The organism is Dasania sp. GY-MA-18, assembly GCF_024734385.1.
Classification (GTDB): Bacteria; Pseudomonadota; Gammaproteobacteria; order Pseudomonadales; family Dasaniaceae; genus Dasania; species Dasania phycosphaerae.
The window spans coordinates 30,363-42,434 of record NZ_JANHAP010000019.1; the positions used below are offsets into that span (position 1 = coordinate 30,363).

At 50.9% G+C, this 12,072-nt stretch carries 12 protein-coding genes; 6 read left to right on the plus strand and 6 right to left on the minus strand.

Features of this window, described 5'->3' with window-relative positions:
• Positions 1-50 precede the first annotated feature (50 nt).
• The 4 genes from hemL to NO559_RS16600 form a co-directional block, all read right to left on the minus strand.
• A complete protein-coding gene (hemL, locus tag NO559_RS16585; protein ID WP_258332996.1) occupies positions 51-1,346 on the minus strand; it encodes a glutamate-1-semialdehyde 2,1-aminomutase in 1,296 nt (431 codons plus the stop codon).
• Between the two features lie 129 nt (positions 1,347-1,475).
• On the minus strand, positions 1,476-2,270 hold the full coding sequence (locus NO559_RS16590; protein WP_258332997.1) for a bifunctional hydroxymethylpyrimidine kinase/phosphomethylpyrimidine kinase: 795 nt from the start codon (positions 2,268-2,270) through the stop codon (positions 1,476-1,478).
• Positions 2,271-2,301: 31 nt separating this feature from the next.
• Complete coding sequence (locus NO559_RS16595; RefSeq protein ID WP_258332998.1) at positions 2,302-2,721, minus strand: CopD family protein; 420 nt, start codon at positions 2,719-2,721, stop codon at positions 2,302-2,304.
• A gap of 58 nt (positions 2,722-2,779) precedes the next feature.
• Positions 2,780-4,516, minus strand: a complete 1,737-nt coding sequence (locus NO559_RS16600; RefSeq protein WP_258332999.1) for a chloride channel protein — start codon at positions 4,514-4,516, stop codon at positions 2,780-2,782.
• 173 nt (positions 4,517-4,689) lie between these two features.
• On the opposite strand from NO559_RS16600, the gene argC reads away from it, so the two are divergent.
• The 5 genes from argC to NO559_RS16625 all read left to right on the plus strand — a co-directional run bounded on the left by argC (position 4,690) and on the right by NO559_RS16625 (position 7,852).
• Entirely contained in the window at positions 4,690-5,730 is a 1,041-nt protein-coding gene (gene argC, locus NO559_RS16605; protein WP_258333000.1) for an N-acetyl-gamma-glutamyl-phosphate reductase, read from the plus strand.
• A 12-nt stretch (positions 5,731-5,742) separates the two neighbouring features.
• Positions 5,743-6,498 (plus strand): DUF6776 family protein, encoded by a 756-nt coding sequence (locus tag NO559_RS16610; RefSeq protein ID WP_258333001.1) that lies wholly within the window; start codon positions 5,743-5,745, stop codon positions 6,496-6,498.
• A gap of 57 nt (positions 6,499-6,555) precedes the next feature.
• Positions 6,556-6,957, plus strand: coding sequence for a polymer-forming cytoskeletal protein (locus NO559_RS16615; protein ID WP_258333002.1), 402 nt, complete (start codon positions 6,556-6,558; stop codon positions 6,955-6,957).
• 68 nt (positions 6,958-7,025) lie between these two features.
• On the plus strand, positions 7,026-7,379 hold the full coding sequence (gene erpA, locus NO559_RS16620; protein ID WP_258333003.1) for an iron-sulfur cluster insertion protein ErpA: 354 nt from the start codon (positions 7,026-7,028) through the stop codon (positions 7,377-7,379).
• Between the two features lie 26 nt (positions 7,380-7,405).
• On the plus strand, positions 7,406-7,852 hold the full coding sequence (locus NO559_RS16625) for an acyl-CoA transferase (protein ID WP_258333004.1): 447 nt from the start codon (positions 7,406-7,408) through the stop codon (positions 7,850-7,852).
• Positions 7,853-7,858: 6 nt separating this feature from the next.
• Here the strand turns inward: NO559_RS16625 and NO559_RS16630 are convergent, their stop codons facing one another.
• Together NO559_RS16630 and NO559_RS16635 are read right to left on the minus strand one after the other, a co-directional pair.
• Complete coding sequence (locus NO559_RS16630; protein ID WP_258333005.1) at positions 7,859-8,968, minus strand: anhydro-N-acetylmuramic acid kinase; 1,110 nt, start codon at positions 8,966-8,968, stop codon at positions 7,859-7,861.
• The gene (locus tag NO559_RS16635; protein ID WP_258333006.1) at positions 8,968-10,320 is read right to left on the minus strand and encodes a peptidoglycan DD-metalloendopeptidase family protein; all 1,353 of its coding nucleotides are present in this window, start codon (positions 10,318-10,320) and stop codon (positions 8,968-8,970) included. Before NO559_RS16635 ends, NO559_RS16630 begins: the two co-directional genes overlap by 1 nt.
• 240 nt (positions 10,321-10,560) lie before the next feature.
• Here NO559_RS16635 and tyrS point away from each other — a divergent pair, with 240 nt between their 5' ends.
• Positions 10,561-11,868, plus strand: a complete 1,308-nt coding sequence (gene tyrS, locus NO559_RS16640) for a tyrosine--tRNA ligase (protein WP_258333007.1) — start codon at positions 10,561-10,563, stop codon at positions 11,866-11,868.
• Positions 11,869-12,072: the final 204 nt, after the last annotated feature.

Consider the following 12,072-nt stretch of genomic DNA (forward strand, 5'->3'; position numbering starts at 1 on the left):
ATTGTCGGGGTCAGACCCGCAGGTTCTGACCCCCTTTGTTTAAAGCGAAATTAAAGCGCAGCAAAAACTTTTTCTGCGGCAGCTATTGTAAACTGTATATCTTCATCGCTGTGGGCGGCCGACATAAACCCAGCTTCATAAGATGCAGGCGCTAAATAAACCCCCGCCTCTAACATGCCGTGGAAGAAACGGTTAAAAGCAGGAATGTCACAGGCCATAACTTGCTGGTAGTTGGTGATGATTTTTTCGTCAGTGAAACTTTCCCCTAAAAAGAAACCGCCAAACATCGTACCTACATGGTTGGTGGTAAAGGGCACGCCCGCTTTTTCGGCGGCGGCGTTTAAGCCGGCAATAAGGGTATCGGTTTTGTCGAACAAGGGCTGGTAAAAGCCTTCTACACTAATCGCGTTTAACATGGCTAAACCGGCGGCCATGGCGATGGGGTTGCCCGATAAAGTACCGGCTTGGTACACCGGCCCTAATGGCGCAATTTGCTCCATGATTTCTTTTTTACCGCCAAAGGCGCCTACCGGCATGCCGCCGCCTATCACTTTACCTAAGGTGGTGATGTCGGCTTCTACATTGTAATAACCCTGTGCGCCGGTTAGGCCCAGGCGAAAGCCGGTCATGACTTCGTCAATAATAAACACGCTGCCGTATTGGTTGCACTGTTCCCGTATGGCTTGTAAAAAACCGGGTATGGGGGGCACGCAGTTCATATTGCCAGCCACCGGCTCTACGATCACACAGGCCACTTGTTCGCCGATTTCGGCAAAGGCTTTTTTAAGGCCTTCGATGTCGTTATAGGTCAGCGTCACCGTGTGGTCGGCCAGTGCCGCGGGTACGCCCGGTGAGCTGGGTACGCCCATGGTTAAAGCACCTGAACCGGCTTTAACCAGTAGTGAGTCAGAGTGGCCGTGGTAGCAGCCTTCAAATTTAATAATCTTGTCGCGGCCGGTGTAACCGCGGGCCAGGCGTATAGCGCTCATGGTGGCTTCGGTGCCGCTGTTGACCATGCGCACATAATCCATGTTGGGCATGATGCTGCAAATTTTTTCGGCCAGGGTGGTTTCTATTTCGGTGGGGGTGCCAAAGCTCAAGCCTTTTACCAGCTGCTCTTGTACGGCGTTAATAATAGTGGGATGGGCATGACCTAAAATCATCGGCCCCCAAGACAGTACATAATCGACATAGCGCTTGTCGTCAGCATCGAAAATATAGGGCCCTTCGGCGCGCTCAATAAAAATCGGGCTGCCACCTACCGCGCGAAAAGCGCGCACCGGTGAATTAACCCCACCGGGTATAGTTTTTTGGGCTTGTTCAAATAGGATTTCAGAGCGGCTCATGGGGGACCTTACTAGTTGCAGATGGAAATTGGCGGGCATTGTAGCAGCCACCGCTTATCAGTCGCTAGCTTCTAGTAAAAAGAGCAGCTCTGGCCTTCTTATAGCTTGCCACTTGCCGCGCAGCGAGCATTATTCATTCGCCCAATGCATGCGGTCGGGGATTAGCTCCCCCATGCCTATGCGCTTAGCTTTTTGTAGGGCTTGCCAGGTGAAGTGTTGGGCCTGTTGCACTGATTCGGCCATGCTTAGGCCGTGGGCCAAGTAGGCGGCTAGGGCTGCGCTAAGAGTGTCGCCACCGCCGTGAAAGTGGCCGCTGAGGCGCTCCCTTTCATACTGCTGGCATAGGCCGCGAGAGCTGTAGAGCAAACTACAGACTTTATGCTGTGGGGTTTTGTGGGTGGTATTGGTAAACAGCAGGTATTCACTTTCAAACTCCAGCAGCTCATGGGCATAGGCGCTAAGGCTGTCGGCGCTATTGCTGAGGTGGTAGGCATCGGTTTCGCTAAGCAGGGTGATGGTGGCCAGTGGGAAGAGTAGTTCGCACAGGGCTTGGTTGAGATCGTGGCCTTTAATATTGCCGGTAAAGGGGTCTAGCACCACGGGGATGTTGGGGTAGTCATTTAATACGGTGTGTACGGCCTCTATATGGGTGAGGCTGGTGAGCTGGCCGACTTTGATCAGGTCGATCTGGGCATCTTCTAGTACCGAGCGCATTTGCCCTATCAGCAGGCTGGCACTGGTGGTTTGTTGATCTTGGGGTTCGGAGCTTGGGTTTTGAATGGAGAGCTGGCTGATAATGGGGGTGCAGTGGCAGCCCAGGCTGCTCAAGGCTTCTATATCGGCAGAGATGCCCGCGCCACCTAAGGGGTCGTGGCTGTTTATGCTCATTACTATGGGGGTGCAATTGAGTACAGCTGTGGTCACTTTGTTCTCCCGCGTTGCGGTGTTGGGTTAATTAAAAGGGTTTAACCACGACTAAAATAATCACGCTAAATAACACAAGCACTGGCAGCTCATTAAACCAGCGGTAAAAAACATGGCTGCGCTGGCCGCTGTGCTGCGCGAGTTGCTTGATATAGCGGCCACACTGCAAGTGGTAGCCCACTAAGAGTAGTACCAAAGCCAACTTTGCGTAAAACCATTTGGCCTGCAGATAGTAGTCGATATTATAGCTAGCCAGCCATAGGCCAAAACCTATAGTAAGCACCGCGAAGGGGCTGACAAAGCGGTATAGCTTGCGCTCCATAATCGCCAGTTGCTCGCGGGTGGCTGGGTCTTGGGCCATGGCGTGATACACAAACAGCCTAGGCAGATAAAAAATGCCAGCGAACCAGCACACCATAAAAATTATATGTAGGGCTTTTAGCCACAGCATAAGCTTACCTTTTTGTTACTATTCTTTTTGTTGCGATTACCTGATTGGGCTGCCGCCATTATTGAGGCATGCTGGCGTGGCGGTTAATGGCCTTGCGGGTGAGCAGCCCTTCTACCAGGCGCGGGCCGGTAATATGGACACAGTTTACATCTTGCTCATTCATCAAGTCTAAGGCTTCGCGCAGGGTGGCCTGGCTATGCAGCGCTGCTGCGGGTTCAAAGGCCGGGGCTATTTTATAGATATCGATTTCAGTTTCTTGATTGGCGATGGCGGCCTCCAGCAGAGGCTTTATATCTTGCCATTGATAGTAATTGATTCCCTCCTCGCGGCTATTGGTGATCAAACCTACACACTGCTGGCGTTCGGCATCGTCTAATAAGCTTTGGGCGCTGATGGCACTGATTAGCTGTGGTGAGGTGAGTATGCGACGCTCCATTATGCCTGCCACGCTGGTGCGTTGCAGTGCCAGGCTTAAGGGGTCGGTGCGCAGTAAGGTGTTTAAGCGGCGAAACACCGTTTGGGTTGCTGAGCGCTGTTTAAACACGGCGCTATGGCTGATGGTGGCCACGGTAATGGCCAGCATGCCGGGGAAGATAATATGCGTATTGCCTGTCAGTTCTAGCAGCGCCATTAACGCTGCCAGTGGCGCGTTCATTACTGCACCCATTACCGCGCCCATGCCTAGCAGCACATAAAACCCTCGTTGCATACTGAGCTCGGGGTAGAGGCTTTCCACTCCTATGCCTACGGCACCACCCAGGCAGGCACCTATAAGTAAGTTGGGGCCTATTAATCCTATGGGTAAACCCAGGCCACAGCTGGCTGCGGTGGCTAAAATTTTGGCGGCTAGCAGTGCCAGAATAATCGCCAGCGTGTATTCACTGGCTAATACCGCATTGAGGCTGTCATAGCCTATACCTAGCACTTCGGGTACTAGCAGGGCGCAGCAGCCAGTGATGACCCCTGCTAACAGGCCGCGGACAAGCATGGGGCGATCTGAGAGCTTAAGACCTTGTTTTAAGATCACAATAAATGCTGCCGAGCAGCAGCCCGCCAATAGCCCCAGTAGCACTACATAGGGCAGCTCGGCTAAAGAAGAGAGGGCGATTTGCTCTATATGGGGGATGGAGAATAGTTTCTCGGTATCGGTGAGTGCGCGCATGACGGTGGTGGCGCTAATGGCCGCCAGGGTAATGGGGATAAAGCCGACGATGGTGTATTCCATCATCACCACTTCCATGGCAAAAATGACCCCGGCGATGGGGGTGTTAAAGGCCGCGGCTATGGCCGCAGCGGTGCCGCAGCCTATGAGTAAGCGTATGCTGTTATTGGGCAGTAGTAGCTTTTGCCCTAGCAGGCTATTAATTCCTGCGCCTAAATGCACGGCCGGGCCTTCGCGGCCGCCCGATTGGCCGGTAGCTAAAGCAAAGGCCCCCATAAAAAATTGCACCAGCATATTTTTTAAGGGCATATGACCATGCTTGGAGTGCAGGCAGTGCAGCACATGGGGGACACCGGTGCGGGCGGCGTGTTTGGCAAATAGCTGTATAGTGGCGCCGATAATCAAGCCGCTGCAGGCGGGCAGGGCAAAATAAGCCCATACCGGTAGTGCTTCAAAATTATCCGCTACGCCGCCGGGTAGTATCTGCGATTCAATAAAGCGCAGCAGGGCATGAAAGGCCAGCATGATCAGGCCGCAGTTAATACCGGCGATGATTCCCAGCGTGGAAAAGTGTAATAGAGAGTTATCATGCGCCAAATGATGGCGAAAATGTTGTAGCTGATTTTGCAGCATAAAATTGTGTGGGCTTAAACAGCAATGATAAGAGTTTATAGGCGCTAACGTTTCAGGGTTATTTGATTTATTATAGCCAGCTTAAAGTGAGTGTAGCATCAAGTTAAAAGCGCGGTTAGTGTTTTTAGTGGCATGGTGGTTGTGCTCTGGTGCAAATATAGGGGCTTTTTATTGTGGTTAAGGTAGGTATTGTTGGCGGCACGGGTTATACCGGTGTTGAGTTATTGCGCATATTGGTCAATCACCCGCAAGCGGAGGTGGTGGCGATTACCTCTCGCGCCGAAGAAGGCGTGCGTGTGGATAGTCTGTATCCCAATTTGCGCGGCCATACCGACATTGCTTTTTCCCTGCCTAAGGTTGAAGTGCTGGCGCAATGCGATGTGGTGTTTTTTGCTACACCCCATAACGTGGCTATGAATATGATGCCGCAGCTACTAGACCAAGGTATACGCGTGGTGGATTTATCGGCTGACTTTCGTATACGCGATGCCGCCTTGTGGTCGCAATGGTATGGCGAGCCCCATGCCTGCCCCGAGATTTTAGCGCAGGCGGTATACGGTTTGCCGGAAGTGAACCGCGAGCAAATCAAAACTGCGCAGTTGGTTGCCTGCCCCGGCTGTTACCCTACCTCGGTGCAATTGGGCTATTTGCCATTAATAGAAAACGGTTTGGTTGATAATAGCCGTTTAATTGCCAATGCCACTTCTGGTGTGAGTGGTGCGGGTCGCCAAGCTAAGGTTGATAATTTATTGTCGGAGGTTAGCGATAGCTATAAAGCCTACGGCATACCCGGGCACAGACACTTGCCCGAAATTGAGCAGGGTTTGCGTGATGTTAGCGGCGCTGAGGTGAACTTAACATTCACGCCGCATTTGGCTCCTATGGTGCGCGGCATGCATTCAACTTTGTACGCGGAGCTTATCGATAGCAATACCTCTTTGGAGAGCATCCAGCAATTATTTGAACAGCGCTATGCCAACGAACCTTTTGTGGATGTGTTGCCCGCCGGTAGCCACCCACAATCGCGCACGGTAAAAGGTTCTAATATGTGCCGCATCGCTGTGCATAGGCCACAAAATAGAAACACGATAGTGGTGTTGTCGGTGATTGATAATTTAGTGAAGGGTGCCTCCGGCCAGGCCGTGCAAAATATGAATATTATGCTGGGGCTAGAAGAAAACGCCGGTTTAAATATTGTTGCGCTCACGCCCTAAAGGCAGTTACTTATGGTTGATGTGAAAGGCAGCTCTCAATACCGCTCTATTGTGGTGCGTTATCGTCCCTGGCAGCGCGCCGCTGTGTTAGTGGCTTTTGTGTTATTGCTGCTATTGGTTGCCGGCGCTAGTGCGTATGTGACCCAGACTGATTTTGAGCAATTAAAAAACAAATTGTTGGCGGAAAATGCAGACTATAAAAAGCAATTGCTATTGGTCACCAAGCAGCGCGACAGTGCCGAGCAGCAGTTAGCTAATATCACTATGGGCGCCGATGTGGATAGGGCAGCCGTCGATGGTTTGCGTATAGAGCTCAAAGACAACCAAGATAAAATTGCCGAGCTCACTGAAGAAATTAGCTTTTATAAAGGCCTGATGTCGCCCAGTGAGCGTGAGCGCGGTTTAAGTGTTAGAGATGTAGAAATACTGGCAACCGCTGTAGAGGGCGTGTATCACTATAAATTAGTGCTGCAACAAACAGCCTTAAAGCATAGGTTGTTAAAAGGCTCTGCCAGGGTGGTGTTAATAGGCAGTGCCGTTAATGAAAAAGGCGAGCAGATACAGCGTCGTTACGCCTTGGCCGATGTGTCGGCTGATCTTAAAACTGTTGATATACCGCTACGGTTTAAATACTTTCAAAATATAGAGGGCGAGCTGACATTGCCTGCTGGCTTTGAAGCTCAAAAAATTGAACTAGTCGCTAGAGCTACCTCCCCAAAAAAGGTTCAAATAGAACAAACCTATGAGTGGAAGGTGCAAGCGTTGTAGGCTAAGGCAATAACATAGGAATAAAGCATCATGTGGGGAAATAAGGGGAATAAGGCAATGGCATTTCAAGGTGGCGGTACCACGCTAATATCAAAAGACTCAGAAATTGTGGGTGATATAAAATTCACTGGCGATCTAGAGATTCAAGGCATAGTCCGAGGCAATATCATGGCTAAGGACCAAAGCAAGGCCACGGTGAGAGTCGTAGAGGGCGGCCAGATAGAGGGCGAAATTCACGCCCCCCATGTCATAGTTAACGGCTTGGTTAAAGGCGATATACACAGCGCTGAGCATATAGAGCTGGCAGCTAAGGCACAAATACAGGGTAATGTGCATTACCAGCTTATAGAAATGGTAAAGGGGGCACAGGTAAATGGCAGTCTGCTCTATGCAGCGGCTAAATCTGTTGCCACCCCTATTAACAAGGCCGTGGCACAAAACGCGGTAGAAGTTGACTAAAACCCTAGGTTTTTAGCATAATCCTCAGTCGGGCAGCCTGTTGTTGCCCAACTGACTAGGTAATATTGATGTCTGCTGTAGAGCAATTTTCACCTCAACCCCTCATTCTCACCGACAATGCCGTTAATAAGGTGTTGGCACTGCGTGCGGCTGAGGGTAACGATGATTTAAAACTGCGGGTTTTTGTTACCGGCGGCGGCTGCTCGGGTTTTCAATATGGGTTTACCTTTGATGAGTTTCCCGCCGAGGACGATACTGTTGTTGAAAAACAAGGGGTTACCGCCTTGGTTGACCCTATGAGTTTTCAATATTTGGCCGGTGCCGAAGTGGATTATAAAGAGGGCCTAGAGGGTTCACGTTTTGTGATTGCCAACCCCAATGCTGAAACCACCTGCGGCTGCGGATCCTCTTTCTCTATCTAAATCCGAACATAGCGAGAGGTTTTACCATGTGTTTAAAACCTGCTGTTGTGTTACTGAGTTTCTTTTTGTTATCGGCCCTGTCTCTAGGGCAAACCACCCTGGCGGTGGATGATGAGCCCGCCTATTTAGCGCGCATAGAGTTGCATACGGCGGCAGAGCTGTATGATTTATTGCAGCGTTCCCAGCGACTATTCCAGCTCTCCCAGCAGGCCCCGGCAACGCCGGTGGCTTTTGTATTGCACGGTGCTGAGGCCAAGGTGTTTTTTCGTCAGCAGTATACGGCCAATCAAGCTTTGGTGGATTTGGCGGCTAAGTTATCGGCTTTCAAGGTGGTGGATATTCGGGTGTGTAAAACCTGGATGGGGGGGCAGTCATTGGACGAGAGCCAACTGTTGCCTTTTATCGGTACCGTGCCTGTAGGTGTTGCGGAAGAGCGGCGTCTGTTAGAGCGCCAGGGTTATAACTATTTTTAAGCCAGGCTACACGGGGTAGATGGCTCCCAAAATACAGGCGCTATTAGCGCCGGTGGCAGCAGGGATATTGCCGCTACGGCTGTTAAGGGTCTGCTGTGCCAGCCAGGCAAAGGCGGCAGCCTCTACCCAGTCGGGGGCTATGCCCAGCGCGCCGGTGCTATGCACCGAGTAGGGGGTGAGTGCTAGCTTTAAAGCCTGCATCAGCGCTAGATTGTGAGCGCCGCCGCCACCTATATAAACTTCATTAATCGGGTAGCCCAGCGCCTGTATGGCTTGCGCAATAGTGTTTGCGGTTAATTGCAGCAAGGTGGCCTGCACATCAGCGGGCTTATCGCTGCGCTGGTCTAGCTGTTGCTCTAGCCAATAGCTGTTGAAATATTCGCGGCCGGTGCTTTTGGGTGCTGGCAAGGCAAAGTATGGGTCTTGTTGCATCTGGCTTAGCAGGTCTGTAAGTACTTGCCCGCTGGCTGCCCAGTCACCGTTGCGGTCGTAGCGTTCCCCAATATTTTTCGCTATCCAATAGTCCAATAAGACATTGCCGGGGCCGGTATCAAAGCCTTGTGTCGCCTGGCCTTTGATTAGCGGTGTGATATTAGCCATGCCGCCTATGTTGACAATAACCCGATTAGTGTCGGGGCTGGCAAAGGCCGCTTGGTGGAAGGCGGGAGCTAAAGGTGCGCCCTGGCCGCCAGCAGCTATATCGCGGCTGCGAAAGTCGGCCACCGTGCAGATGCCGGTATGCTGGGTAATTAAGTTGGGGTTGCCAATTTGTAAGCTGAAGGGGCTGGGGCCCTGGGGGTGATGGCGTATGGTCTGGCCGTGGCTGCCTATGGCGGTAATATCGGCAGGCTTTAATCCGCTGATGTTTAATAGTTTTTTTACCGCCGTGGCGAATTCCATACCTAATAAATAATCGGCCTGCCCCATACGTATAATTTCATTGTCACCGGGGGCGCATAAGGCCAGTAGTTGTTGGTGCAGAGCCGGGGGGATGTTGTGACTGTAATGCTGGCCTAGCTTAAACCCCTTGGGCGACACCTCCAGTATGGCGGCATCTATGCCGTCCATGCTGGTGCCAGACATTAGGCCTATATAGCGTTGTAGTGGCGCAGCCATTACAGAGCGTTGTTAGTTGCTGAGGTGTTGGCCGCGTACTTATGATGATTTTGAAAGGCGGCCAGCTGCATCTGTAGGCTGCCTATTTGTTTTAGAAACTCATCTTTATCGGCAGCGGCTATAGACACGGCTTTGGGGAGTTTGCGCAAGACTGTGCGTGGATTGCGGTGTACGCCATTGACTAAAAACTCATAGTGTAAGTGTGGGCCGGTGGCGTAACCGGTAGAGCCCACCCAGCCTATGATTTGCTGTTGTTTTACTTTTTGGCCGCGTTTAACGGCACGTTTAGTAAAGTGCAGGTACTTGGTGGTGTAGCTCTCACCGTGCTTGATCACCACATAGTTGCCATTGGCTTTGTTGTAGCCGGCCTCTACAACTCGGCCATCGCCTGTGGCGTATACCGGGGTGCCTTTGGGGGCTGCGTAATCTATGCCGCGGTGTGGGCGCTTGGTTTTAAATACTGGGTGTAGGCGGTTGGGGTTAAAGGATGAGCTGATGCGGGTAAAGTCTAGCGGTGCGCGTAAAAATGCTTTGCGCATGCTAATGCCCTGTTCATTGTAGTAGCCTATATCACCGTTACCGTATTCATAGCGGTAGGCTTTGTAGCTTTGATCTTGGTTGATGAACTCGGCCGCTAAAATAGGGCCACTGCCCACTTTTTTACCATCAATAAAATGCTCTTGAAACAAGATGCTGAACGAGTCGCCCTCGCGTATATCGTAAACAAAATCAATCACGCCGCCGAACACATTGGCCATTTCCATAATCAGGTTTTGCTGCAGGCCCGCTTTACTGGCGGCGGTATACAGTGATGAGCTAATTGTGGCAGTAACGTGGCGCTGGCGTATTTCGGGTTCACGCTCTAAGTCGGTTACGGTAAAGCCATCTTCTGCGCGCTGATATAAGGTGCTTTTTAATAAATCATGCTGGTGTTTAAGCGCTAGTAATTTGCCGTCGGCATCGATTTGGAAGGCCACTTTTTGACCTGGGTAAATTTGGGTAAGTTGCTTGGCTTTTTTGCTAGAGCTGGTGATCTCATAAACATCGCGGCCAGTGAGTTGGGCGCGCTGAAACAGCAGTGATAAATTATCACCTTTTTGCACCACTAGTTCTTTCCAGGGCGCTTGTGGGGTGGCGGCGACAGCAGGTTCTTCAATAATGGGTTTGCTGGCTATGGGTAAGGTGATGGATTGGCTGGTGCGTAGTGCCTCGGCTTCTTGGCTAGGCATCACCATAAGGGTGATAAATAATAGGCAGCATGCCGCAATAGCGATAAGCAAATGGCGTCTGGGGAATTCAGCAATGAGCTGGCTGAGATGCTGTGAAGGCTTGTTGGGCGTCGCTTGGCTCATAGTTCGCTATCTATAGCTGGTAAGGTAATTTCTAATAAAATCGCATAACTGACCGAAGTATAACAAAAAAGTGCCATCTAACTAGTTTCTTTGGTTAGTTAGTGCTCAGCCCGGCTTGCAATTGGCTAGGGTTGTTGTATTGTGCGCGATTTTGCGAGGGATGATGCCCGATGTGTGCGGCTAGTGCAATCGGGGTTTTCCGTTGTGTGAATAGGTATATATAAGAAGGTGCATAAGCGTATGTCTGAAGTAAATTCAGCACTGATAGAAGATTTACAGGCCAGAGGTTTAGTGGCGCAAATGACGGGCGACGGTGAGTTAGAGCGTCATTTGGCTGAAGGCGCGCGCACCTTATATTGTGGCTTTGACCCCACTGCCGATAGCTTGCACCTGGGCCACTTAGTACCCCTGCTGGTGTTAAAGCGCTTTCAAATGGCTGGCCATAAGCCCATAGCCTTGGTTGGGGGTGCGACCGGGTTAATTGGTGACCCTTCTTTTAAGGCGGAAGAGCGCAAGCTCAATACACCCGATATAGTCGCCAGCTGGTGCGATAAAATACGCGGCCAGGTGAGCCAGTTTATCGACTTTGACTGTGGTGAAAACTCTGCAGAAGTGGTGAATAACCTGGATTGGGCCGGGCAAATGAATGTGCTAGATTTCCTGCGCGACATAGGCAAGCACTTCTCCATCAATGCAATGATTAACAAAGAGTCTGTGCAGCAGCGCATTAATCGCGAAGGGGCGGGCATATCGTTTACCGAGTTTTCATACGCCCTGTTGCAGGGTATGGACTTTGCCGAACTTAATCGCCGCCATGATTGCACCCTGCAAATTGGGGGCAGTGATCAGTGGGGTAATATTGTAGGCGGCATAGACTTGTCGCGTCGTCAAAACAAGGCGCAGACCTTTGGCTTTACTGTGCCGCTGGTGACTAAGGCGGATGGCACTAAATTCGGTAAGACCGAGTCCGGGGCGGTATGGCTGGATCCGGCCAAAACATCGCCTTATAGCTTTTACCAGTTCTGGCTCAACACGGCCGATGCGGATGTTTATAAGTTCTTGAACTACTTCACTTTCTTAAGTACGCAGGAGATAGCGGCTATAGAGGCGGAGGATAAAGCTAGAGAGGGTCGCCCACAGGCGCAGATGATCTTAGCCAAAGAAGCAACTCAACTAGTGCATGGCGAAGCGGGGCTGTTGGCGGCGCAGCGTATCACCGAAGCGATGTTTAGCGGCGACTCTTCCAGTTTGTCAGAGTCAGACTTGGAGCAGCTCAAGCTGGACGGTTTGCCAGCTAGTGATTTGGATATTGAGGCGCTTGCCGATCAGCCCTTAACCAGTTTGTTGGCTGACTGCGGCATGGTAAAAGCCGGGCGCGAAGTGAAAGATGCGCTAGGTCGAAATGCCGTGCTCATTAATGGCGAGCCCAAAGGGGCTGAAGATAATATGAAGGCAGCGGAAAGCTTTGCAAAAGATAAGGCGCTGTATGGTCGTTTCTTTATCGTTAAGCTGGGTAAAAAGAAATACCACTTGTTCGAAATAGCCTGATATTTAAGCGTATTGTTCAATAAAGCGGCTATTGTTAAATAAATTAGCAATAGTCGTTGACTCCCAATTTTATCTCCCTATAATGCGCCGCTCTTCCAAGGCAGAGGCCGACGGGAGAGGGTGAAAAACGCAGTTCTTGGTTTTTTCACCGCCGGTAAGACGGTTTGAAAATGGTTTGCCACTTCGGTGTAAAATACTTTCAAA

Excerpts from the sequence above, each read along its gene's own strand:
- NO559_RS16610 (WP_258333001.1), top strand. The coding sequence starts at position 5,743 with ATGGTTGATGTGAAAGGCAGCTCTCAATACCGCTCTATTGTGGTGCGT.
- NO559_RS16635 (WP_258333006.1), bottom strand. The coding sequence starts at position 10,320 with ATGAGCCAAGCGACGCCCAACAAGCCTTCACAGCATCTCAGCCAGCTC.
- NO559_RS16625 (WP_258333004.1), top strand. The coding sequence starts at position 7,406 with ATGTGTTTAAAACCTGCTGTTGTGTTACTGAGTTTCTTTTTGTTATCG.
- hemL (WP_258332996.1), bottom strand. The coding sequence starts at position 1,346 with ATGAGCCGCTCTGAAATCCTATTTGAACAAGCCCAAAAAACTATACCC.
- NO559_RS16630 (WP_258333005.1), bottom strand. The coding sequence starts at position 8,968 with ATGGCTGCGCCACTACAACGCTATATAGGCCTAATGTCTGGCACCAGC.
- tyrS (WP_258333007.1), top strand. The coding sequence starts at position 10,561 with ATGTCTGAAGTAAATTCAGCACTGATAGAAGATTTACAGGCCAGAGGT.
- NO559_RS16600 (WP_258332999.1), bottom strand. The coding sequence starts at position 4,516 with ATGCTGCAAAATCAGCTACAACATTTTCGCCATCATTTGGCGCATGAT.
- erpA (WP_258333003.1), top strand. The coding sequence starts at position 7,026 with ATGTCTGCTGTAGAGCAATTTTCACCTCAACCCCTCATTCTCACCGAC.
- NO559_RS16615 (WP_258333002.1), top strand. The coding sequence starts at position 6,556 with ATGGCATTTCAAGGTGGCGGTACCACGCTAATATCAAAAGACTCAGAA.
- NO559_RS16595 (WP_258332998.1), bottom strand. The coding sequence starts at position 2,721 with ATGCTGTGGCTAAAAGCCCTACATATAATTTTTATGGTGTGCTGGTTC.